Raw genomic sequence first — 21,425 nt, 5'->3', positions numbered from 1 at the left:
GGCCCTCGGGTCCGCCGGGCGGCCGGGGGTCCGGCTCCGCGGCGGCGGGGGTCCGGCTCCGCGGCGGCGGGGGGCGTGACGGAGGGGGAGGTCCTCCGGCCCGGACGCGGCGGGTACGGCCTCACCGCCGCGGACGAGCCGGTGAGGACCGCCCGCGCCGGCGGGTGCGGGGCGCCGTCACTGCCCCGCCAGTCCGGTGTGGGCCACGCCGCGGACGATCTGCCGCTGGAAGAGGGCGAAGACCAGCAGCAGCGGCAGTCCGGCGATCACCAGGGAGGCCATCACCTGGGCGTAGCGGGCGCCGTAGGTGGACTGGACGTTGACCAGGCCGACCGGCAGCGTCATCGCGTTCGGATCGGTGGTGACCAGGAACGGCCACAGGAAGTTGTTCCAGGTCTGGATGAAGGTGAAGATGGCGACGGCGGCCAGCACCGGCCGCGACAGCGGCAGCACGACCGTCCAGAACACCCGCCAGCGCCCGGCGCCGTCGACGTGGGCGGCCTCCTCCAGCTCGCGCGGCACCCCCTCGAAGAACTTCACCAGGATGAACACCATGGCGGGGACGGCGACCTGGGGCAGGATCACGCCCCAGTAGGTGTCGACCAGTCCCAGGGCGACCATCTCGGCGAACAGCGGGGCGATGAGCACCTGCGGCGGCACCATGATCCCCGCCATCACCAGCCCGTAGAGCGCCTTCCGGCCGCGGAACTCCGTGCGGGAGAAGCCGTAGGCGGCCATGGCGCAGGTCAGCACGGTCAGCGCGGTCGTCACGACCGAGACGTAGGCGGAGTTGAGCATCCACTGGGCCAGGTCGCCGGAGGCCCACACCTTCTCGTACGCCTCGAAGGTGAGGCGCGAGCCGACCCACTCCAGCGAGGTCCGCGTCGTCTCGTTCTCGGGCTTGAGCGAGGTGGCCACCGCCCAGGCCAGCGGCAGCACCCACAGCGCCGCCAGGACGAGGGCCGCGGCGAACACCGCGGCGCGCCCCGGGGTCCAGCGCGGGCGGCGGCCGCCGCCCGGTCCGGAGGGCCGCCGGGCGGTGCGCGCGCGGGCGGTGCCCCGCGCGGCGGGCGGTGCGGTCGCCGGGCCGCCGGGCCCGTCCTTCACGGTCGCGCTCATTGGGCGGCCCCCTCACGGAAGCGGCGGGTCATCCGCAGGTGGACCAGCGAGACGACCACGATCAGGGCGAAGAAGACGTAGGAGACGGCCGAGGCGTAGCCGATGCGGTAACCGGTGAAGCCGGCCTCGTAGACGTACTGCAGGATCGGGCGGGTGCTCTCGTCGGGGCCGCCGCCGGTCATGATGTAGACCTGGTCGAAGATCTTCAGCGAGGCCAGGAGCTGGAGGATGACCACGACCCCCGTGGTGCGGCCGAGCATCGGCACGGTGATGTGCCGCAGCCGGTGCCAGGCTCCGGCGCCGTCCAGTTCGGCCGCCTCGTACAGGTGCTGCGGGATGGCCTGGAGCGCGGCGAGGTAGAGCAGGAAGTTGAAGCCGACCGTCCACCACACGGTGGTCAGGACGATCGAGAGCATCGCGTAGCGGGTGTCGGTGAGCCAGCCGATCCCGGAGTCGAGGCCGAGGGAGCCCAGCAGCAGGTCGGCCAGGCCGAAGTCGGAGGGGTAGATCATCCACAGCCACAGCAGGCCGACCACGCCCGAGGGCAGCAGGAACGGCGCGAACCACGACAGCCGCCACAGCCACTGCACCACCCGCAGGTGGTGGGCGAGCAGGGCCATGACCAGGCCGGCCAGCACCAGCGGCGCGGTGGACAGGAGCGTGAACCACACGGTGTTCCCCAGCGAGGACCACACGTCCGGATCGCCCAGCGCCTCGGCGTAGTTGTCCAGGCCGACGAAGCCGCCGCCGGCGCCGGTGATGTCGTCGTCGCCCAGGCTCATCCTCAGGCCCAGCAGCAGCGGCCAGACCAGGAAGAGGGCGTAGAGCAGCAGGAAGGGCGCGGTGAAGACCAGGCCGTGCTCGATCCAGCGGCGGCGCACGGCCGGCGGGCGGGGAGCGGCGGCCCGGGGGGCGGTTCCGGGGGGCGGGGCCGGGGCGGTGGGCGCGGTCGCGGTCATGCGTCGCCTCCGAGCGGGTCGGGGGTGTCGAGCAGGGCCTGGAGCCGGTCCCGCATCTCCGCCAGGGCGCCCTGCGGGGTGCGGGAGCCGGTCAGGACCCCGGAGAGGACGGCGCCGAGTTCGATCCACATCGTGGAGGCGGAGCCGGCGAACCAGGCGGGCGGGTCCAGGGCCACGTCGTCGATCACGGACCGGTACTCCGACTGCGGGTGCAGGTCGAGGTAGGCGGGTTCCTCCAGGACGGGCAGGTAGGCGGGGACGTGGCCGCCCCTGGCCCACTCGGCGCTGTTCCTCAGCAGCCAGGCGACGAAGGCGTGGGCCGCCTCGTTGGTCTCGCCGCCGCGGTCGCGCTGGTGGGGCAGGACGAGGCAGTGGGAGTCGGCCTGCGCGGTGGGGCGGCCGAACAGGTTCGGCACCCGGGACATGGAGAAGGGGAGGCCCAGGTTGGTGAAGGTGCCGACCTCCCACTCCCCGTTGAGGAGGAAGGCCGTCTCCCCGCCGCCGAAGACGCCGACCGTGCCGTTGTAGTCGACCCGGCGGTGGGCCAGGCCCTCGTCGGTGAGCCGCCGCATGAAGCGCAGCACCCGCAGTGCCCTGGTGTCGTCGAGGGTGATGCGGGTGGCGCCCTCGTCCAGCAGGGTGCCGCCGGTCTGCGAGTAGAAGGTGGCGAACAGCCGCCAGGGGCCGATGGTCCCGGCGCCGAGGGTCTCCACGACCAGTCCGGGCCCGCCGGTGGCCTTCCCGGCCGCGCGCAGGGCGGCGGTGAACTCCTCGGTGCCGCGGACCGGCTTCAGCCTTCCGTCCGGGCCGAGCAGTCCGGCCTTCGCGCAGAGGTCGGTGTTGTAGTAGAGGACCATCGGGTGGGTGTCGAGCGGGACGGCGTACTGCCGGCCGCCGATCCGGCCGCGGCGCCACAGGTCGGCGGGGAAGTCCTCCTCGGTGACGCCGTGTTCGGCCAGCAGGCCGGTGTCGAAGGGGTCCAGCAGGGAGCCGGGGCCGAACCCGGGCAGTCGCGCCAGGTGCAGGGCGGCGACCTCGGGGGCGCGTCCGCCCGCCCCCGCCATCCCGAGCTTGGTGTAGTACGGGGCGCCCCACTGGAGGGTGGAGGCCTCCAGGGCGACCTCCGGGTGTGCCGCGCGGTAGGCGTCCAGCATCGTCCGCATGCTGACGCCGTCGCCGCCGCCGAAGAGGTGCCAGAACCGTACGCGGGTGCGCCCCGCGCCCACGGCGGCCGGGGCGGCGCAGCCCGCGGTTCCCGCGCCGGTGGCCGCCAGGGCGGCCAGGGCGGCCATGCCGCCCAGCAGGCGCCGCCGGCCGGGCGCGCGGGCCGGCAGGGGGGTCTGACGCATACACTCCACCCCACGTTCGAAATATCGAATAACGATCGGAGTTCCGAACGGGAAGGTAGGAGCGAAGCCCTGCCGCGTCAATGGTTTGCGCAGAAACCGCCGCGCCGGGACGGGAGCCGCCCGGCCCGCGGCGCGGCGCGGGCGCGGAGGAGGCAGGGGGAGGCGAACACGGGAGGGGGGCCGTCCCGGCGGTGCCGGGGCGGCCCCCCCTCCCGTGTTCGCGGGCGCCGCGCGGCCGGGCGTCAGGCGTCGAGGCTGACGACCATCTTCCCGACGTTCCGGCCGCGCAGCATGCCGAGGAAGGCGTCCACGGCGTTCTCGATGCCCTCCACGACCGTCTCGTGGTACTTGAGCTCACCGGAGCGGATCCACCCCGAGACCTCCTCCACGAACGCCGGCCGCAGGGCGGAGTGGTCGCCGACCAGCATCCCCTGGATGCGCAGCCGCTTGCCGATGACGAGCGCGAGGTTGCGCGGGGCCGCGGGCGGCTCGGTGGCGTTGTACTGCGCGATCATGCCGCAGACGGCGACGCGGCCGTGCACCTTCAGCGAGCCGATGGCGGCCTCCAGGTGGTCGCCGCCGACGTTGTCGAAGTAGACGTCGATGCCGTCGGGCGCGGCCTCCTTCAGCTGCCGGTACACCGGCCCGTCCTTGTAGTTGAAGGCCGCGTCGAAGCCGAGCTCCTCGGTGAGCAGCCGCGCCTTCTCCGCCGAGCCGGCACTGCCGATCACCCGCGAGGCGCCCTTGAGCCGGGCGATCTGGCCGACCTGGCTGCCGACCGCGCCCGCCGCACCGGAGACGAAGACGGCGTCCCCCTCCTTGAAGGAGGCCACCTCCAGCAGACCGGCGTAGGCCGTCAGACCGGGCATGCCGAGCACACCCAGGTAGGTCGTCAGCGGGGCCAGCTCCGGGTCGACCTTCGAGGCGTGCCGGGCGTCCAGCGTGGCGTACTCGCGCCAGCCCAGGCCGTGCAGCACGTGGTCGCCCGGGGCGAGGCCCTCGGCCTCGGAGGCGACGACGACGCCGACCGCCCCGCCGTCCATCGGCTCGTCCAGCCGGAACGGCGGCACGTAGGACTCGCGGTCGTCCATGCGGCCGCGCATGTACGGATCCACCGACATGTGGAGGTTGCGCACCAGGATCTGGCCGGGACCGGGAGCCCGTACGGGCGCCTCGCGCAGGGCGAAGCCCTCGGGGGCGGGCCAGCCCTCCGGGCGGGCCGTCAGGTGCCACTCTCGGCCGGTCGTGGGCAGTGCCATGGGAGAACCCTCCAAATACTTCAGTACCTGAAACAACCATCCACAGGATGTTTCAGGTTGTCAAGCACATCGGTATCCTGGCGGTATGGCCTCCCGCAGCGCACCCGCCGATCCGCTCACCCTGGAAGTGGTCGAGCTGATCGGCACCGTCGTCGACCGCTTCCACCGGGAGTACGACGAGGCGGCCGGCCGGCACTCCCTGACGGGCCCCCAGGCCCGGCTGATCGCCCTGCTCCACCACCGGCCCCTGCCCATGCGGGAGATCGCCAGACGGCTGAAGTGCGAGCCGTCGAACATCACGGGCCTCGTCGACCGGCTGGAGTCCCGCGGCCTGGTCGAGCGCCGTCCCGATCCGGCCGACCGCCGCGTCAAGCTCGCCGCCCTCACCGAAAGCGGCCTGGGCACCGCCGAACTGCTGCGCGGCTCCCTGGACTTCGCCCGCGAGCCGCTGGGCGAGCTGACCCCGGTCGAGCGCGCCCTCCTGCGCGACCTGCTCAGGCGGATGCTGGGTGCCGGGCGCACGGAGGGCGCGGCGGGCGGCACGGGCGCGGAGCCGGACGGGCCGTGACGCGGCCCGGGGCTCCCGGGCCGCGGCCGCGCCGCGGCCCCGTCCCGGTCGCCCCCGGTCCGCCGCGGTCCTCCCCGCGCACGGGTCTCAGACGCACCACCACATGAAGCGGTCGCAGGTGGGGGTGGGCTCCGGCTCCGGTTCGGGCTCGGGTTCGGGCTCCGCGGGAGGCGGGGGCGGCGGATCGGCCGGTCCGGTGCTCTGCGGCGGCTCGGGCTCCCCGGTGGGCTCGGCGGTGGGCCGCGAGGGCGCCTCGACGGTGCCCTCCTCCGTCACCGTGGGGGCCGGCGCGGAGGGCTCGGAGGCCGACGGGGACGCCTCCGCGGAGGCCGCGGCCGACGCGGACGCCCCGGCGGAGGCCGCGGCCGAGGAGGCCGGGGAGGCGGCGGGGCCGCGCTCCGTCCCCGGCCGGTCCGCCGCAGTCGGCGGGCCGCCCGGTCCGCCACCTGCGGCGCCGCCGCCGTCGCCGCCGGTCCGCTCCGCCCCGTCCACGTCCTCACCGGCGGGCGCGGACGGCAGCAGCGGCAGTTCCCTCAGCACGCCCTCGGTGGTGAACTCGGCGATGCCGAGGGTGGACAGCCCGGCGCCGAGCACCAGGCCCACGAGGGCGGCCCGCCTCCGCCTCGCGGCCCGGTCGGCCCGGCGTCCGCCGCCGCGGCCGTCCCCGTCCGGTTCCCCGCCCGTCCCCTCGCCGCCGGGCGCGTCGCGGTGCCCGCCGCCGGGCCCGTCCCCGGCCGCGCGGCGGCTCCTGCCGTACGGGGCGTGCGGCGCGGCGAGGGGGCGGGGGGCGGTGTCCGCCGGCGCCAGGTCGCGGCTGGGCGTACCGCATCCGGGGCAGCAGAGGGCGCCGTTGAGGTGCCGGCGGCATGTGACGCAGTAGGTCATGGAGCCCGTAGGCTACGGCTCGCCGGGTGTCCCGCAGAAGGGGCCCGGGGTGAAGATGGTGTGCCGACCCGCGTCAGCCCGCGAACGGCGGCTGGACCAGCCCCCGTCCCGCGTCCGGCAGCACCAGCAGCGCCCCGGCCAGCGGCTCGGCTCCGGGGTCGACGCCCGTCCGGGCCGTGGTGACGTACAGGTCGCCCAGCCCGGGCCCGCCGAAGGCGCACGCGGTCACCCGGGAGGCCGGAACGGGCACCGTGCGGTCCAGTCTGCCGTCGGGGGTGTAGCGCCGCACCGCGCCGCCGTCCCACAGGGCGACCCAGACGCACCCGTCGGCGTCCACCGTCAGCCCGTCGGGGAAGCCCGCCCCCGCCTCGATCGCGGCCAGCGTCCGGCGGCCGCCGAGGGCGGCGGCGCCGTCGGCGTCCGGGTCGACGTCGAAGACGTCGATGCGGCGGGTGGGGGTGTCGACGTAGTACATCAGCCGCCCGTCCGGGCTCCACCCCGTGCCGTTGCTGATCGTCACCTCCGGCAGGACGGTGGCGGCCGTCCCGTCCGGGGCGACGCGGGTGAGGGTGCCCGCCCCGGGGGTCTCGTCGTAGGCCATCGTGCCCGCCCACAGCGCGCCGTCCGGGGCCACGGCGGCGTCGTTGCCCCGCCGGCCGGGCACCGGGTCGCGGTGCAGCCAGGCGAAGGAGCCGTCCTCGCCGTACAGGCCCACGCCGTCGCGGAGGTTGACCACGAGGCCGCCGCCGGCGCGCGGCTTGGCGGCGCCGACGTGCTGTTCGGTGGCCAGCACCGTGCGGCGCCCGCTGCCCGGCTCCCAGGTGTGCACCCGCGAGGAGAGGATGTCCACCCAGACCAGCCGGCCGCGCTCCGCGTCCCAGGTGGGACCCTCGCCCAGCAGCGCCTCCTGCCGCACCGCGACGTCGAACCGCGCCGTACTCCCCGTTCCGGTCATGCCGTCCCGCCCCTTCGCCGATGGTCCTCCACGGCCTCCGTGCGGCCGTGCGTCCGTGCCTCCGCGGGCCGCCCCCCGCCTTCCGGTCAGGCGGCGCCCCGGTATCCCAGGCGCGCCGACAGCTCGGCGGCCCCCTTGGCCGCCAGGGCCTCCAGTTCGGTGCGCCGCTCCTCGCTCCAGCGGATCATGGGCACCGAGATGCTGAGCGCCGCCACCACCCGGCCCGCGCTGTCGCGCACCGGCGCGGCCACGCAGCTCACGTCCGGGTTGGACTCACGCCGTTCCACGGCGATGCCCCGCTCCCGGACCTCCGCCAGCGCCGCGCGCAGTTCGCCGGGCGAGGTGATGGAGTTCGGCGTCATCGCCCTCAGCGGTTCGCCGCCGGGACCGGGCAGCCGCGCGTCCAGCTCCTCCTCGGGCAGGGAGGCCAGCAGCATCTTCCCCACGGAGGTGCAGTGCGCGGGCAGGCGGCGCCCGGCGGCGGAGACCATGCGCACCGCGTGGGTGCTGTCCACCTTGGCGATGTAGATGACGTCCGCGTCCTCCAGGATCGCCACGTGCACCGTCTCGTCGCAGGTCTCGGCGACGCTGCGGGCCACCTGCTGCCCCTCGGCGGCGAGGTCGAGCTGCTCGGCGTAGCGGCTGCCGAGCTGGTAGGTGCGCACCCCGAGCCGGTAGCGTCCGGGCTGTTCGGGCACGGGCACCAGATAGGAGCGTGCGGCCAGGGTGGTCACCAGCTCGTGGACGGTGGTGCGGGGCAGCCCCAGCTTCCGCGTGATCTCCGGCGCGGACAGGGTGCCGTCCCCCCCGAGGAAGAGCTCCAGTATGTCGAGAGCCCTGGTCACGGCCGGTACGAGACGTCCCATCGCCGCCCTCCCCTCCTCCCCCTGGCCCGGAGTCGCGGTGCCGCTCGGCCCCTGACGCCGGACCCTCTGCTCGTTCGGGATCCCGAAGGATGACCGGAATCACGAACGTAGGCTAGTGGCAGCCCGGGTCCCCCGGCAACGCGCTCCGGACCGGGGCGCCGAGGCGGTGTGGGACCGCACCGCCGCGGCAACCCGTATCCCATGCCGAACACCGTCGTGGAGGGCCGGACCCTCTCCCTCTCCCGCCCGGACAAGGTCCTCTACCCCGAGGCCGGCTTCACCAAGGCCGACGTCGTGGAGTACTACACCTCCGTGGGCGAGGTGCTCCTGCCCCACCTGCGGGACCGGCCGGCCTCCTTCGTCCGCGCCCCCGGCGGCGTGGCCGGGAAGTCCTTCATGGCCAAGCACGTGCCGCCGGGCACCCCCGACTGGGTGGCCGTGCGCGAGGTGCACCGCGTCGACGGGAGCACGGACCGCCAGGTGGTCGTGCAGGACCTGCCGACCCTGGTGTGGGCCGCCAACCTCGCCGCCCTGGAGCTGCACGTCCCGCAGTGGCGGCTGCCCCGGGAGGGGCGGGCCGACAGGCTGGTGTTCGACCTCGACCCCGGCGCCCCCGCCACGGTCGTCGAGTGCTGCGCCGTCGCCGGGTGGCTGCGCGACCGGCTGGCGCGCGACGGCCTGGAGGCGTGGGTCAAGACCTCCGGCTCCAAGGGCCTGCACGTGCTCGCCCCGCTGCGGCCCACCGACTCCTCGGCGGTGGCCGACTACGCCGAACGGCTGGCCCGCGAGGCGGCCGAGGAGCTGCCGGAGCTGGTGGTGCACCAGGTGCCCAGGAAGCTGCGGAAGGGGCGGGTCTTCGTCGACCACAGCCAGAACGCCTGGACGCGCACCACCGCCGCTCCCTACACGCTGCGCGCCAAGGCCCGCCCCACCGTCTCCACGCCCGTGACGTGGGACGAGGTCGCCGGCTGCGAACACCCCGACGACCTCGTCTTCACCGCCGGCGACCTGGCCGCCCGGCTGGAGAGGCACGGCGACCTGCTCGGCCCGCTGCTCGACTCCTCGCGGGCCGGGCGGCTGCCGGACGGCGGCTGACCGGCGCGCGGCGCCACCGCCCGGCCGGCGCCGGCCGCCCCCTCAGGAGCCGCTGGTGCCCCAGCCGTCGTCGAACGGCGTGCGCTCCTCCACGCGGCGGACGCGCAGCGTGCGCACCCTGTCGGAGACGGTGGCGGGCACGCGGTCGCCCATCCGCTCGGAGACCGCCCCCAGTGCCTTGCCGGCCATTTCCCGCCCGTTCTGCGTGGCGGACTCGTAGGCGTTGCGCACCGCCGGGTTCTCCGCGAGCCGCCGGGCCCTGGCGCGCAGCTCCTCGTACTTCTCCCGCCCGGCCCTCGTGCCGAACACGTACCCGACGGCCACTCCTGCGACGAACGTGAGCCGGTAGCGCATGGCTCCCCTTCCTGAAGGTCTCTCCCGGCGCGCGCCGGCTCCGCGGCGCGCGCCCTGCCGGTCTGCGGCGGACATCCGACGGGTACCCCCGGCAGGCTCGGCGAATACCGATTTCGGAGCCGGCCGGGGGATGCGCTACTGTATTCCTCGCCAGCGGGGAAAGCCCCCGGGAAACCGGGCAGGCGATCTCCGGGAAGCATTCCCCTGTAGCTCAATTGGCAGAGCAGCCGGCTGTTAACCGGCAGGTTACTGGTTCGAGTCCAGTCGGGGGAGCACCTGCCGAGAGGGGCCCGGAAGGGCCCCTCTCGGCGTATGGTCCGCGTACCGTGCGGCGCCCCGGGTAAGCGTCCCGCCGCGGCGGAAGCCGACAACCCGGTGATCACGGGCTCATCGGTACATGCCTGCCCCGGCACCCCCCGGCACGGGCGGGAGATCGTATGAGCGGCTATGCTGCGGCAGACGGCGCGCACAGATGTGCGCGGCACGCCGTCCCGGGGCGGTAGCTCAGCCGGTTAGAGCAGCGGACTCATAATCCGTCGGCCGTGGGTTCGAGTCCCACCCGCCCCACTCACCGGACCGGGGGAACGTTCCGGCCCGGCCTCCGGGAGCCGGGGCGACCCCTTCACGCCCCCTCGGGACTCCCCCGGCCGCCCGGCCCGGACGAGGCGCCGCACACGCCGCGGAGCGGCCGGCGGCCCGCGCCCCGCGCACCTCTGCGCGGGCCCTGTCCAGGCACTCTGTGAGAAACTGACCGGCGCTTCACCCGTACGGGCTCGTCCGTCCCGCCGGCTCCAGGGCCCGCCCGATCCGTTCCTCGGAGAGAGCCTTGTCCATGAAACGCACCCCGCTTCCGGGCGTCGGAGTCCAGTACGACGTCACCACGCGCTCCGGGCGGCACCTGTCCGTCGTCGTCCACCAGGACGGGCGGCGCTTCCTCGGGTTCTACGCGGCCGACGACCCCGACACCTGCCAGGCGTCGTTCAAGCTGGACGCGGACGAGGCCGCCTCGCTCGCCGCCCTGATCGCCCCCGACGCGGGCCCTCCCGATCTGGCGATGGGGGAGCTGGACCTGGCCACCGAGCGGATCCCGGTGACCGCCAAGTCGCCCTACCGGGGGCGGCCGTTGGGCGACACCCGCGCCCGCACCCGCACCGGAGCGTCCATCGTCGCCGTGCTGCGGCGCACCGCTCCCCACCCGGCCCCGGGGCCGGACTTCAGGCTTGAGGCAGGTGATCTCCTCGTGGTCGTGGGCACCCGCGAGGGGGTCGAGGAGCTCGCCCAGATCATCGCGGGGGGCTGAGTATGCACAACACCACCATGCTGCTCATCGAACTGGGCGCCATCATCCTCGGACTGGGCGTCATCGGGCGGTTCGCCGGACGGATCGGCCTGTCCGCCATCCCCCTCTACCTGCTGGCCGGCCTCGCCTTCGGGCACGGCGGCATCTTCGAGCTCAGCGCCAGCGAGGAGTTCGTCGCGATCGGCGCCGAGATCGGCGTGATCCTGCTGCTGCTCCTGCTGGGCCTGGAGTACAGCGCCTCCGAACTGGTCGACAACCTCAAGACCCAGTACCCCTCGGGGGCGGTGGACTTCGTCCTCAACGCCACGCCCGGTGCCGTCGCCGCCCTCGTCATGGGCTGGGGGCCGGTGGCCGCGGTGGCGCTGGCGGGCGTCACCTGGATCTCCTCCTCCGGCGTCATCGCCAAGGTCCTCACCGACCTGGGCCGGCTCGGCAACCGCGAGACCCCCGTCGTCCTCGGCGTCCTCGTCATGGAGGACCTGGCGATGGCCGTCTACCTGCCGATCCTGACCACCCTGCTGGCGGGCGTCGGACTGGCGGGGGGCAGCCTCAGCCTGATCATCGCCCTGGGCACGGTGGGCCTGGTGCTGTACGTGGCGCTGCGCCACGGGCGGCTGATCAGCAAGGCCGTCTCCTCCGACAACCCCGAACTGCTGCTGCTGGTGGTGCTCGGCCTGACCGTCCTGATCGCCGGCATCGCCCAGCACCTGCACGTCTCGGCGGCCGTCGGCGCGTTCCTCGTCGGCATCGCGCTCTCCGGCGAGGTCGCCGAGAACACCCATCGGCTGTTCGCCCCGCTGCGCGACCTGTTCGCGGCGGTCTTCTTCGTCTTCTTCGGCCTGTCCACCGACCCGGGCAACATCCCGCCGGTGCTGGTCCCGGCCCTGATCCTGGCCGTGGTGACCGTCGTCACCAAGGTGGTCACCGGCTGGTACGCGGCCCAGCGCGCGGGCATCAGCCCCAAGGGCCGGCTGCGGGCGGGCGGCGCGCTGGTGGCGCGCGGCGAGTTCTCCATCGTCATCGCCGGCCTGGCCGCCGGGGTCGCCGCCGAGATCCGGCCGCTGGCCACCGCGTACGTGCTGCTGATGGTGATCATCGGCCCGCTGGCCGCCCGCTGGACCGAACCCGCGGTCAGGGCGCTGATGCCGCGGCTGGTGCGGGTCCCCTCCGGCACGGCCGGGCAGTCGCCCCCGGCCCGGGAGGAGCCCGGGATCCCCTCCGGCACCACGCTCCGCGCGGACTCCCCCACCCAGCCGTAGGGCCGGGGAACTCCCCCGCGGCCGGTGAGGCATCATCTCTGCATGGGGATAGTCGCCGGTCTGGACAGTTCGTCCGAGTACACCCGCATCGTCGTCTGCGACACCGACACCGGTGCCGTCGTCAGACAGGGATACGCCCCGCACCCCGTGCCCGGGGGCGCGGACGCCGGGGAGGACGGGGCGCCGGCCGCGGGGAGGCACGCCGAGATCGACCCGCAGGCCTGGCTGCTCTCGCTCGGCGAGGCGGCGGCCGGCGGGCTGCTGGAGGGCGTCCAGGCGATCGGCGTCTCGGCGCAGCAGAGCGGGCTGGTGCCGCTGGACGAGGCGGGCGCCCCGGTGCGGCCCGCGCTGGTCGGCAACGACCGGCGGGCCCAGACGGCGGCCGCCGACCTCGTCGACGCGCTCGGCGGCCGCGAGGCGTGGGTCCAGGCGGTCGGCTGCGTGCCGCGGCCCTCCCAGCCGGTGGCGAAGCTGCGCTGGCTGGCCCGGCAGGAACCGGAGGCGGCGCAGCGCACGGCCGAGGTGCTCCAGCCGCACGACTGGCTGGTGTGGCAGCTGCTGGGGCGCCCGGTGCGGCGCACCACCGACCGCGGCGGCGCCTCGGGGACGGGCTACTGGTCGGCCGCGGCCGAGTCCTGGCGACCGGACCTGGCGGAACTCGCGCTGGGCCGGCCGGTGAGGCTGCCGGAGGTGATCGGCCCGGCCGAGGCCGCCGGGCAGACCCCGGAGGGCCTGCTGATCTCCGCCGGCACGGGCGAGACGATGGCCGCCGCCTTCGGGCTGGGCGTCGGAGTGGGCGACGCGGTGGTCTCGCTGGGGGCGTCCGGGTCGGTCTTCTCCGTGCACCCCCAGGCGCTGGTGGAGCCCACCGGAATGATCACCTCGTTCGCCGACGCGACCGGCATGCACCTGCCGGTGGTGTACACCCTCAACGCCGTACGGGCGCTGCGCGGCACCGCCGAACTGCTGGGCACCTCCCTGGAGGAGCTGTCGGAGCTGGCGCTGGCGTCGACGCCCGGTTCGTACGGACTGGTGCTGCTGCCCTACCTGGAGGGCGAGCGCACCCCGGACCTGCCGCACACCGCCGGCACGCTGGCCGGGCTGCGGCGCGAGAGCATGAAGCCGGAGCACCTGGCGCGGGCCGCGTTCGAGGGCATGCTGTGCGGGCTCGCCGACGCCCTGGACGTGCTGCGCGGCCGGGGCGTGGCGGTCCACCGGGTCTTCCTGCTGGGGCCCGCCGCCGAGCTGCCGGCCGTCCAGGCGATCGCCCCGGCGCTGCTGGGCGCGCAGGTGGTCGTCCCGCAGCCCGCCGACTACACGGCGCTGGGAGCGGCCCGCCAGGCCGCCTGGGCGCTGGGGGTGTACCAGGGCACGCTCTCGCCGCAGCAGCCCCCGCTGTGGCCCGCGCCCGCCGGCCAGGTCTTCGAGCCGGGCGAGGAGTTGGCGGTGGGCCAGGCCGTGCGGCAGCAGTACGTGGCCGTGCGGGAGCAGACCCACCCGGGAGCGTTCGGCTGAGCGGGCCCGGCGGGGCGCCGGGCGGGCCCGATCAGTCGAGGTAGCCCCTGAGCTGGTCGGCGTAGGCGTGGTCGCGGAGCTTGCCGAGCGTCTTGGACTCGATCTGGCGGATGCGTTCGCGGGTGACGCCGAAGAGGCGGCCGATCTCCTCCAGCGTGCGGGGGCGGCCGTCCACCAGCCCGTAGCGGAGCTGCACCACCCTGCGCTCGCGCTCGCCCAGCGTGGACAGCACCGCCTCCAGGTGCTCGCGCAGCAGCATGAACGCCGCGGACTCCACCGGTGAGGGGGCGTCGCCGTCCTCGATGAGGTCGCCGAGGCTGACGTCGTCCTCCTCGCCCACCGGCGCGTGCAGCGACACCGGCTCCCGCGCCAGCCGCAGCACCTCGCCGACCCGTTCCCCCGTCAGGCCGAGGTGGACCGCCACCTCCTCGGGCGTCGGCTCGTAGCCGCGCTCCTGGAGGATGCGCCGCTGGACGCGGACGACGCGGTTGATCAGCTCCACGACGTGGACGGGGACCCGGATGGTGCGGGCCTGGTCGGCCAGCGCCCGGGACATCGCCTGGCGTATCCACCAGGTGGCGTAGGTGGAGAACTTGAAGCCCCGGGTGTAGTCGAACTTCTCCACCGCCCGGATCAGGCCCAGGTTGCCCTCCTGGACCAGGTCGAGCATGGTCAGCCCGCGCCCGACGTATCGTTTCGCCACCGAGACCACCAGGCGGAGGTTGGCCTCTATCAGCCGGCGCTTGGCCAACCGGCCCATGACCACCAGGCGGTCGAGGTCGAGGGCGAGCCGCTCGTCGGGGACGGGGGTGCTGCCGAGCCTCTCCTCGGCGAACAGCCCCGCCTCCACGCGCCGGGCCAGCTCGACCTCCTCGGCCGCGGTGAGCAGCGGGATGCGGCCGATCTCGCGCAGGTACTGGCGGAAGAGGTCCGCCGAGGGGCCGCCGCCGTCGGAGCGCACCGCCCGGAGGGCGAGGGGCGACTCGTCCGCCTCCCCGCCCGGCACCTCCCCGCCCGGCACCTCCCCGTCCGCCGCCGTGCCCGGCACCCCGGGGACCGCGGGGCCGCCCCTCGCGGACGGCACCTGCTCGGGGCGGTCGGACGGGGCGGCCGGCGGCCCGGCGTGGGACACCGGGACCGGCGGGGCCTCCAGGGACACGGCGGCGGTACGGGCCGGCGGCGGTACGGCCAGGGTCGCGGTAGGGGCGGCGGGAGCCTCGCCGGTCAGGGTCCGGGTCTGCACGGGGGCGGCCTCCAAGCTGTTCGCTGCCGGTTCGGGACGACACGCGAGACGAGGACGGGCGCGGACGCACCGGCGTCCGCGCCGGGGCGGACGAGCGGTGTCACGGGGCAGTCGCGCTCCGGTAACTCAGGCACCGGCTCCAGTGTGGGGTACGACACACTCCGGCCACGAGGGTCGTGCGCCCGCTTTTTGGAACTCCTCGGTGACCGACCGGGTACGGAACGCAGCAGAAGCGGCCGGACCGGCCGCCCGGTCGGGTCGGTGCGGGGCGGGCCGGTACGGGGCCCGAGGGCGCGCCCGTCAGCCCCAGAGGGCGGCGGCGCCGCGGTCGCGCAGCGCCCGGCCGTACCGCTCCAGCGTCCACAGCTGCTCGGCGACGGCGCCCTGGCCCTCGTCGCCGCTGCTCACCATCCGCTCGAAGGTGCTGCGCAGCTCCGCGATCCGGCGGTTGACCGCCTCCAGGCGCACCTTCACCAGGAACTCCCCGGCGTACGCCGGGTCGGGCTCGCGCGGGGTCCGCAGCGGTTCGACGCTCAGCTCGGTGACCAGCGACCGCACGGTGTCGTCCGGCGCGGCGTCGCGCACCCGGGTCAGGTACCCGGCGTCGGCCCGCTCCACCCCCCCGGCCTTCTCGACGGCCTCGCGCACCGCCGCGTAGGGGGCGGCGGTGAACTCGTCCGCGCCGTAGGCGTCGAAGAGGGGGGAGACGAGCTGGGGGAACTGCAGCGCCAGCTTCAGCAGTTCGCGCTCGGCCAGCCGCTGGGGGGTGCGCAGGTCCAGCCGGGGACCGCGCGGGGACGGACCGGGGGCGGGCTGCGGCACGGGAGGACCGGCGGGCGGGCGGTGCTGCCGGGCGGCGGAACCGCCGGGGCCGGCGGGACCGGCGGCGCGGCGCTCGCGCTCCCAGCGGGCGAGCTGCCCCACGCGCCGCACCACGAACTCGGTGTCGAGGATGCCCAGCAGGCCGGCGAGGCGGACCGCGTACTGGTGCTGGATGGAGCCGTCCTTGATCCGGGCGACGATCGGCGCGGCCTCCTCCAGAGCGGCCGCGCGGCCCTCGGCGGTGTCCAGGTTGTACCGCCCGGTGGCCGAGCGGAGGGCGAACTCGAACAGCGGCGAGCGGCCCTCCACCAGGGCGGCCACCGCCTCGTCGCCCTGGGCCAGGCGCAGTTCGCACGGGTCCATGCCGCCGGGGGTGATGGCGATGGAGGTGCGGGCGGCGAACTTCTGGTCGTCCTCGAAGGCGCGCAGGGCGGCCTTCTGCCCGGCGGCGTCCCCGTCGAAGGTGAAGACGACCTCCGAGCGGGAGTTGTCCATCAGCAGCCGCCGCAGGATCTTGATGTGCTCGCCGCCGAAGGCGGTGCCGCAGGTGGCGATCGCCCCCGTCACCCCGGCCAGGTGGCAGGCCATCACGTCCGTGTAGCCCTCGACGACCACGGCCCGGCCGCTCCTGGCGATCTCCTTCTTGGCCAGGTCGATGCCGTACAGCACCTGGGACTTGCGGTAGATCGCCGTCTCGGGGGTGTTGAGGTACTTGGGTCCGTTGTCGTCCTCGCGGAGCTTGCGGGCGCCGAAGCCGACGACCTCGCCGGTGATGTCGCGGATGGGCCACACCAGGCGGCCGCGGAAGCGGTCGATGGGCCGGCCGTTGCGGCTCTCCTGGGCGAGCCCGGCCAGGATCAGCTCCTTGTCACTGAAGCCCCGACCGCGCAGGAAGCGGGTGAGGTGGTCCCAGCCGGCCGGGGCGTAGCCGACGCCGAAGTGCGCCGCGGCGCCGGAGTCGAAGCCGCGCTCGGCGAGAAAGCGGCGGCCGATCTCGGCCTCGGGCGAGTCGAGCTGCTCGGTGTAGAACGCGGCGGCGGCCTTGTGGGCCTGGACCAGCCGGATGCGCTCGCCCTGCTGGCGGCCGGGCGCGTAACCGCCCTCCTCGTAGCGCAGGGTGATCCCGGCCTGGGAGGCGAGCCGCTCGACGGCCTCGGAGAAGGAGAGGTGGTCCACCTTCATCACGAAGTCGAGGGTGTCGCCGCCGGCCTGGCAGCCGAAGCAGTGGTAGAGCCCCTTGCTGGGGCTGACGTGGAAGGAGGGGGACTTCTCGTCGTGGAAGGGGCACAGCCCCTTGAGGTTGCCGCCGCCCGCCGGGCGGAGCTGGAGGTACTCGGAGACGACGGCGTCGATCGGGACCGCGTCCCGCACGGCCTTCACGTCGTCGTCGTTGATCCTTCCCGCCACGGCAGAAGTCTACGGCCGTCCCGTGACACCCGGACGCGGCCCGCGGCGGGACGGGGCCGCGCCCGGGTGCGGCGGGACGGTCCGGGGGTCACGTGCCCTTGCGCAGGACGCGGGTGATCTCCAGACCGGTCTCCCGGGTGAGGCGGCCCTCCCCGCCGAGGCCCAGCGCCCCGGCCAGCTCCCTCCCGTGGAGGTCGACGGCGGCCTCGACCAGCTCGGCGAAGGCGGAGACGGCCTGGCGCCCCCGGTACCAGGCCGCGGCCAGGACGGTCGCGGCGATCAGGGCGGCGGGCCACCACCACAGGGCCGGCACCGCGTACAGCACGGCCCAGCCCGCGCGGCGGGCGGCCGCGGTGAGAGCGGTGCGCGCGTGCTGCACCTCGGCGCGCCCGGTCTCGGGCAGGAGCAGCCACAGCCGGGGCCAGGCGGAGGCGAGGTCCAGGTCGTAGACCCGGTGGACGCGCAGGTCGGCGGCGGCGATCCGGTCGCCCATCCAGGTGGGGCGGCTCGGCGGGGCGAGGGCGATGCGGTTGCGGGCCTCGTTCAGGGCGGCGGTGTCGGGCACCGGGGCGACGGGGCCGGGTGCGGTGGCGGGACCGGGTGTGAGCGCGGGCGCGGCCGCCTCCTCCGGCGCGGCGGCCGCCCGCAGCCGGGCCTTGTCGGCCAGGGCCCGGCGGTAGCGCTGGTGCGCGGCCTCCCAGCGGCGCGCCCGGCGCCCGGTCAGGGCGCGGGCGGCGCGCGCCGCGGGGCGGGGCCAGTCGCCGAGCCAGAGCCGTTCGACCGCGCCGCCGAGCGCGGCGGCCAGCAGGCTCGCCCCGGCCGAGCAGGCCAGGACGCCCGCCGCGGCCAGGACGACGGTCCCGGTGGCGTGGGCGGCCGGTTCGGCGGCCAGCGCGTCGATCCGGTGGGCGAGGTGGTCCAGGGCGAAGGGCCGCCGGTGGCCGAGGACGCCCGCGGCGGCCGACGTGGTCACGTACAGCAGGCCGGGCAGGACCAGCAGCGACAGCCAGGTCTCCGCGAGTCTGCTGCCCAGGGTGGTCAGGAAGCCGGTCACCGCTCAGAGCCTCACCGGCCGCAGGGGGCGGTCGAGGATCCCGCACACCGGTCCGTCACCGTCCCGCGGCGCGCCGTCCCCCACCTCGTCGGCGAGCACCACGCGCGTGCAGCGGCCGGCCGGGCAGACGTACGCCTCCTCCACCGCGTGCCCGCCCAGGCGGGGCAGCCCGTGCGGCGGTCCCGTCCAGGGCGCGGGGGACGGCGGCGGCACCGGCGTCCCCCGCAGCTCTCCCAGGCCGCGGGCCGCGCCGCAGCGCCGCAGCAGCTCACCGGCCTCCGCCAGCAGCACCGCCGTGTCGCCGTCCGCGCGCAGTCCGGCCAGGATCCGCTCGAACTCCGGTCCCTCGCCCCGCGCCCCGGCGAGCGCGCGCACCGCGGCGGTGTTCCCGCACAGCCGGGCCAGCGCCTCCGCACCGCCTCGGCCGCCCTCCTCGGTCTCCACCGGTCCTCCCCCTCCGGTCCGTCCCGTCCCCGGTCCGTCCCACCGTAGCCCTCCGAAGCGGCGCCGCGGGGCCTTACCGTGGCGAAGTGGCTTCCGCACGTGACGAGTTAGTCCACTCGCTGACCGCCCGGGTGATGCTGTTCGCGGCATCGTACGACCGGGACGCGGTGCTCGCCCCCGAAGCGCTGGAGGAGGCGCGCGCGCTGATGGCGTGCGTCCCCGACCCGGTCCGCGACCCCGGTGCCGTACGGGCGGTGGCGGACCTGTACCGGTTCCGCTCGCTGGCGCGACCGGACGGCTCCGGCGAACGGGACGGCGCCGTCGCCGACGCCCTGGAACGCCTCCTGCCCGCCGGGGCCGCGGACGGTTCCGGCGGCGGGCCCGGCGACCGGATCGACGGCGGCCGGATCGACGCCTCGCACCGCCGCGCGGCGGTGCTCCTCGACGCCGCCGTCCACAGCGGCGATCCCGGCGTGTGGGACCGGGCGGTCGACGCGGCGCGGGAGGCGGTCGGCGCCACACCGCCGCGGCTGCCGCCCCTTCGGGCGTCCGCACTGCTGGTGCTGGGCCAGGCGCTGCGGCTGCGCTTCGCCCGCACCGGCGCCCTGGAGGACCTGCACGAGGCGGTGGAGGTGCTGCGCGCGGCGGGGGCGGCGGCGGGCGAGGCCCACCCCCACCGGGTGAGCCTGCTGGCCACGCTGGCGCTCGTGCTCCGCGAACGCCACGAGCGCACCGGCTCCCTCCCGGACCTGGAGGAGGCGCTGCGCCTGTCCCGGGAGGTGGTGGCCCGGCGCCCGGCCGGGGACGTCAACCGGGGCGGGGACCTGGCCAACCTCGGGATCGCGCTCCGGCTGCGCCACGAGCGCACCGGCGACCCGGCCGACCTGGACGAGGCGGTGCGGGCGCACCGGGAGGCGATCGCCGTCACACCGCCCGCCCACCCCGGGTACGGCATGTTCCACACCGGCCTGGGCAACGCCCTGCGGGCCCGCTTCGAGGCCGGCGGCGACCCGGCCGACCTGGACGGCCGGCTGGCGGCGCACGAACGGGCCCTGGCCGCGGCCGGGCCGGGCGGGGCCCACCGTCCCGCGCTGCTGGCCAACCTCGCCTCGGCCCTCCAGACGCGCCACGACCTGACCGGTCGCGCCGCGGACGCGGAGCGGGCCGAGGCGCTGCTGCGGGAGGCGGCCCGCGGCACGGCCCCGGGCGGCGCCTACGCGGCGGGCGTCCACCACGAGCTGGCCCTGGTGCTGTGGAGCCGCCTGCGGCGGACCGGCGAGCCGCACGTGCTGGCGGAGGCGCTGGAGTCGTCGCGGACCGCCGCCCGGCACCCGGCCGCCCCGCCGCACCGGCGGCTGGCGTCGGCGGTGGCCTGGGGGCGGCTGGCGGCGGACGCGGGCGACGTGGAGCAGGCGTCGCAGGCGTACGAGCTGGCCGTCGGACTGCTGCCCGCCCTCGCCCCGCGGCAGCTGGCGGGCGAGGACGCCGAGCACGTCCTGTCCCGCTTCCCCGGGCCGGCCTGCGACGCCGCCGCCTGCGCGGTGGCGGCGGGACGCCCGGAGCGCGCGGTGGAGCTGCTCGAACTCGGCCGGGGCGTCCTGCTGGGCCGCGTGGTGGAGGGCCGCGACGGGCTGGATCCGCTGCGGGAGCGCGATGCGGAGCTGGCCGGGCGGCTGGAGGAGCTGCGCTCCGCGCTCGGCGCCGGGGACGCCGGGGCGGAGGCGGGGGCGGTCCCGGCGGGGGCGGAGGCGGCGCCGCTGACGGCGGCGGACCGGCGGCACGTGCTCGCGGCCGAGTGGGACCGGCTGCTGGCCCGGGCCCGCGCGCTGCCGGGCCTGGAGCACTTCCTGCGGCCCCCGCCCGTGCGGGAGCTGACGGCGCAGGCGGCGGAGGGGCCCGTCGTCGTGGTCAACGCCGGCCGCCTGCGCTGCGACGCCCTCGTCCTGACCCCGGGCGGGGTGGAGGTGGTGCCGCTGCCCGCCCTGACGCTGGAGGACGCCGTCCGGGAGGCGGGCGCGCTCCTCACCGCCCTGGCGCGGCTCTCCTCCGACGAGGGCGGCGACCTGGCCGAGCTGCCCGCCCACGAGGACGCGGTCTCCCGCTGCCTGGCCTGGCTGTGGGACGGCGTGGCCGGGCCGGTGCTCGACGCGCTGGGCTTCCGGGAGCCGCCCGCTCCCGGCGCGCGGTGGCCCCGGGTGTGGTGGGTGCCGACCGGTCCGCTGGCCTTCCTGCCCCTGCACGCCGCCGGGCACCACCGCGACCGCGGGGCCGGACGCGCGGTGCTGGACCGGGTGGTCTCCTCCTACGCCCCCACCGTGCGCGCCCTGGCCCGGGCCCGCGCCGGCCGCTCCGCCGCCCGGCGGCCGGTGCGCCCGCTGGTGGTCGCCCTGCCCCGGACCCCCGGCGCGAGGCCGCTGCCCGGTGCCGCGCAGGAGGCCGCCGCGCTCGCCGGGCTGCTGCCCGGCGCCCGGCTGCTGACCGGTCCCGAGGCGACCTGCGGGCGCGTGGTGGCCGAACTCCCCCGGCACACCTGGCTGCACTTCGCCGGGCACGGCGAGGCCGACCCGGTCAGCCCGTCGCGCTCGGCCCTGCTCGTCCACGACCACGCCGACCACCCGCTGACCGTGGCGCGGCTGGCCGGGCTGGAGCTGCACCACGCCGAACTGGCCTACCTGTCCGCCTGCACCACGGCGCGCACCGGTCCCGCGCTCGCCGACGAGGCGCTGCACCTGGCCGGCGGCCTGCAACTGGCCGGTTTCCGGCACGTGGTGGCCACGCTGTGGTGGGTGGACGACACGGTCGCGGCGCGGATCGCCCGGCGGACCTACCGGGAGCTGGGCGCCCCGGACCCGGACGCCGACCGGGCCGCCCGGGCGGTGCACACGGCCGTCCGCGCGGCCCGCGAGCGCTACCCGGCCACCCCGTCGCTGTGGGCGGGGCATGTCCATGTGGGCGCATGAGGCCCACAATCG

Annotated in this window: 18 protein-coding genes and 2 tRNA genes; 8 read left to right on the top strand and 12 right to left on the bottom strand. The window is 76.1% G+C overall.

What is annotated here, in order from left to right:
• Positions 1 to 177 precede the first annotated feature (177 nt).
• The 4 genes from ACFSJS_RS00970 to ACFSJS_RS00955 all read right to left on the bottom strand — a co-directional run bounded on the left by ACFSJS_RS00970 (position 178) and on the right by ACFSJS_RS00955 (position 4,686).
• A complete protein-coding gene (locus tag ACFSJS_RS00970) occupies positions 178 to 1,119 on the bottom strand; it encodes a carbohydrate ABC transporter permease (RefSeq protein WP_380895609.1) in 942 nt (313 codons plus the stop codon).
• Positions 1,116 to 2,078 carry a carbohydrate ABC transporter permease gene (locus ACFSJS_RS00965; RefSeq protein ID WP_380895607.1) on the bottom strand — a complete coding sequence of 321 codons (963 nt, stop codon included), beginning with the start codon at positions 2,076 to 2,078 and terminating at the stop codon, positions 1,116 to 1,118. The genes ACFSJS_RS00970 and ACFSJS_RS00965 overlap by 4 nt, the downstream gene beginning before the upstream one ends.
• A complete protein-coding gene (locus ACFSJS_RS00960; RefSeq protein ID WP_380895605.1) occupies positions 2,075 to 3,427 on the bottom strand; it encodes an extracellular solute-binding protein in 1,353 nt (450 codons plus the stop codon). Before ACFSJS_RS00960 ends, ACFSJS_RS00965 begins: the two co-directional genes overlap by 4 nt.
• A gap of 242 nt (positions 3,428 to 3,669) precedes the next feature.
• Entirely contained in the window at positions 3,670 to 4,686 is a 1,017-nt protein-coding gene (locus ACFSJS_RS00955; protein WP_380895603.1) for an NADP-dependent oxidoreductase, read from the bottom strand.
• Between the two features lie 85 nt (positions 4,687 to 4,771).
• On the opposite strand from ACFSJS_RS00955, the gene ACFSJS_RS00950 reads away from it, so the two are divergent.
• Complete coding sequence (locus ACFSJS_RS00950; protein WP_380895601.1) at positions 4,772 to 5,254, top strand: MarR family winged helix-turn-helix transcriptional regulator; 483 nt, start codon at positions 4,772 to 4,774, stop codon at positions 5,252 to 5,254.
• An 87-nt stretch (positions 5,255 to 5,341) separates the two neighbouring features.
• On the opposite strand, the gene ACFSJS_RS00945 is transcribed toward ACFSJS_RS00950, so the two are convergent.
• The 3 genes from ACFSJS_RS00945 to ACFSJS_RS00935 all read right to left on the bottom strand — a co-directional run bounded on the left by ACFSJS_RS00945 (position 5,342) and on the right by ACFSJS_RS00935 (position 7,960).
• Positions 5,342 to 6,139, bottom strand: a complete 798-nt coding sequence (locus tag ACFSJS_RS00945; RefSeq protein WP_380895599.1) for an SCO2400 family protein — start codon at positions 6,137 to 6,139, stop codon at positions 5,342 to 5,344.
• Between the two features lie 73 nt (positions 6,140 to 6,212).
• Positions 6,213 to 7,094: an SMP-30/gluconolactonase/LRE family protein gene (locus ACFSJS_RS00940; protein WP_380895597.1), complete on the bottom strand. Its 882-nt coding sequence runs from the start codon at positions 7,092 to 7,094 to the stop codon at positions 6,213 to 6,215.
• 86 nt (positions 7,095 to 7,180) lie between these two features.
• Positions 7,181 to 7,960 (bottom strand): IclR family transcriptional regulator, encoded by a 780-nt coding sequence (locus tag ACFSJS_RS00935; protein ID WP_380895595.1) that lies wholly within the window; start codon positions 7,958 to 7,960, stop codon positions 7,181 to 7,183.
• 201 nt (positions 7,961 to 8,161) lie between these two features.
• Here ACFSJS_RS00935 and ligD point away from each other — a divergent pair, with 201 nt between their 5' ends.
• Positions 8,162 to 9,055, top strand: coding sequence for a non-homologous end-joining DNA ligase (gene ligD, locus ACFSJS_RS00930; RefSeq protein ID WP_380895593.1), 894 nt, complete (start codon positions 8,162 to 8,164; stop codon positions 9,053 to 9,055).
• 42 nt (positions 9,056 to 9,097) lie between these two features.
• On the opposite strand, the gene ACFSJS_RS00925 is transcribed toward ligD, so the two are convergent.
• Complete coding sequence (locus tag ACFSJS_RS00925) at positions 9,098 to 9,409, bottom strand: YtxH domain-containing protein (RefSeq protein WP_380895591.1); 312 nt, start codon at positions 9,407 to 9,409, stop codon at positions 9,098 to 9,100.
• 200 nt (positions 9,410 to 9,609) lie between these two features.
• Between ACFSJS_RS00925 and ACFSJS_RS00920 the strand changes: the two genes are divergently transcribed.
• The 5 genes from ACFSJS_RS00920 (at position 9,610) to ACFSJS_RS00900 (ending at position 13,483) form a co-directional block, all read left to right on the top strand.
• Positions 9,610 to 9,682, top strand: a tRNA-Asn gene (locus tag ACFSJS_RS00920).
• A gap of 220 nt (positions 9,683 to 9,902) precedes the next feature.
• A tRNA-Ile gene (locus ACFSJS_RS00915) sits at positions 9,903 to 9,976 on the top strand.
• Positions 9,977 to 10,235: 259 nt separating this feature from the next.
• Positions 10,236 to 10,709, top strand: a complete 474-nt coding sequence (locus tag ACFSJS_RS00910; RefSeq protein ID WP_380895589.1) for a cation:proton antiporter regulatory subunit — start codon at positions 10,236 to 10,238, stop codon at positions 10,707 to 10,709.
• A 2-nt stretch (positions 10,710 to 10,711) separates the two neighbouring features.
• Entirely contained in the window at positions 10,712 to 11,968 is a 1,257-nt protein-coding gene (locus ACFSJS_RS00905) for a cation:proton antiporter (protein WP_380895587.1), read from the top strand.
• 42 nt (positions 11,969 to 12,010) lie between these two features.
• Positions 12,011 to 13,483, top strand: a complete 1,473-nt coding sequence (locus tag ACFSJS_RS00900) for a xylulokinase (RefSeq protein ID WP_380895586.1) — start codon at positions 12,011 to 12,013, stop codon at positions 13,481 to 13,483.
• A gap of 31 nt (positions 13,484 to 13,514) precedes the next feature.
• Here the strand turns inward: ACFSJS_RS00900 and ACFSJS_RS00895 are convergent, their stop codons facing one another.
• The 4 genes from ACFSJS_RS00895 to ACFSJS_RS00880 form a co-directional block, all read right to left on the bottom strand.
• The gene (locus ACFSJS_RS00895; protein ID WP_380895584.1) at positions 13,515 to 14,726 is read right to left on the bottom strand and encodes an RNA polymerase sigma factor; all 1,212 of its coding nucleotides are present in this window, start codon (positions 14,724 to 14,726) and stop codon (positions 13,515 to 13,517) included.
• A gap of 300 nt (positions 14,727 to 15,026) precedes the next feature.
• Positions 15,027 to 16,955 (bottom strand): DNA primase, encoded by a 1,929-nt coding sequence (dnaG, locus tag ACFSJS_RS00890; protein WP_380895582.1) that lies wholly within the window; start codon positions 16,953 to 16,955, stop codon positions 15,027 to 15,029.
• Between the two features lie 88 nt (positions 16,956 to 17,043).
• Positions 17,044 to 18,009 carry a hypothetical protein gene (locus ACFSJS_RS00885; RefSeq protein WP_380895580.1) on the bottom strand — a complete coding sequence of 322 codons (966 nt, stop codon included), beginning with the start codon at positions 18,007 to 18,009 and terminating at the stop codon, positions 17,044 to 17,046.
• 3 nt (positions 18,010 to 18,012) lie between these two features.
• Positions 18,013 to 18,453 carry a hypothetical protein gene (locus tag ACFSJS_RS00880; RefSeq protein ID WP_380895577.1) on the bottom strand — a complete coding sequence of 147 codons (441 nt, stop codon included), beginning with the start codon at positions 18,451 to 18,453 and terminating at the stop codon, positions 18,013 to 18,015.
• An 86-nt stretch (positions 18,454 to 18,539) separates the two neighbouring features.
• On the opposite strand from ACFSJS_RS00880, the gene ACFSJS_RS00875 reads away from it, so the two are divergent.
• Positions 18,540 to 21,413, top strand: a complete 2,874-nt coding sequence (locus ACFSJS_RS00875; protein ID WP_380895575.1) for a CHAT domain-containing protein — start codon at positions 18,540 to 18,542, stop codon at positions 21,411 to 21,413.
• The last annotated feature ends 12 nt before the right edge of the window (positions 21,414 to 21,425 follow it).

The sequence above is a fragment of the Streptomyces desertarenae genome, assembly GCF_042681365.1.
Classification (GTDB): domain Bacteria; phylum Actinomycetota; class Actinomycetes; order Streptomycetales; family Streptomycetaceae; genus Streptomyces; species Streptomyces desertarenae.
Note: the sequence above shows the minus strand (reverse complement) of the source record. Positions and strands in the feature narration are given on the sequence as shown.

What these genes read in the sequence shown, in the direction of transcription:
- ACFSJS_RS00970 (WP_380895609.1), bottom strand. Translation starts at nt 1,119, where the DNA reads ATGAGCGCGACCGTGAAGGACGGGCCCGGCGGCCCGGCGACCGCACCG.
- ACFSJS_RS00965 (WP_380895607.1), bottom strand. Translation starts at nt 2,078, where the DNA reads ATGACCGCGACCGCGCCCACCGCCCCGGCCCCGCCCCCCGGAACCGCC.
- ACFSJS_RS00960 (WP_380895605.1), bottom strand. Translation starts at nt 3,427, where the DNA reads ATGCGTCAGACCCCCCTGCCGGCCCGCGCGCCCGGCCGGCGGCGCCTG.
- ACFSJS_RS00955 (WP_380895603.1), bottom strand. Translation starts at nt 4,686, where the DNA reads ATGGCACTGCCCACGACCGGCCGAGAGTGGCACCTGACGGCCCGCCCG.
- ACFSJS_RS00950 (WP_380895601.1), top strand. Translation starts at nt 4,772, where the DNA reads ATGGCCTCCCGCAGCGCACCCGCCGATCCGCTCACCCTGGAAGTGGTC.
- ACFSJS_RS00945 (WP_380895599.1), bottom strand. Translation starts at nt 6,139, where the DNA reads ATGACCTACTGCGTCACATGCCGCCGGCACCTCAACGGCGCCCTCTGC.
- ACFSJS_RS00940 (WP_380895597.1), bottom strand. Translation starts at nt 7,094, where the DNA reads ATGACCGGAACGGGGAGTACGGCGCGGTTCGACGTCGCGGTGCGGCAG.
- ACFSJS_RS00935 (WP_380895595.1), bottom strand. Translation starts at nt 7,960, where the DNA reads ATGGGACGTCTCGTACCGGCCGTGACCAGGGCTCTCGACATACTGGAG.
- ligD (WP_380895593.1), top strand. Translation starts at nt 8,162, where the DNA reads ATGCCGAACACCGTCGTGGAGGGCCGGACCCTCTCCCTCTCCCGCCCG.
- ACFSJS_RS00925 (WP_380895591.1), bottom strand. Translation starts at nt 9,409, where the DNA reads ATGCGCTACCGGCTCACGTTCGTCGCAGGAGTGGCCGTCGGGTACGTG.
- ACFSJS_RS00905 (WP_380895587.1), top strand. Translation starts at nt 10,712, where the DNA reads ATGCACAACACCACCATGCTGCTCATCGAACTGGGCGCCATCATCCTC.
- ACFSJS_RS00900 (WP_380895586.1), top strand. Translation starts at nt 12,011, where the DNA reads ATGGGGATAGTCGCCGGTCTGGACAGTTCGTCCGAGTACACCCGCATC.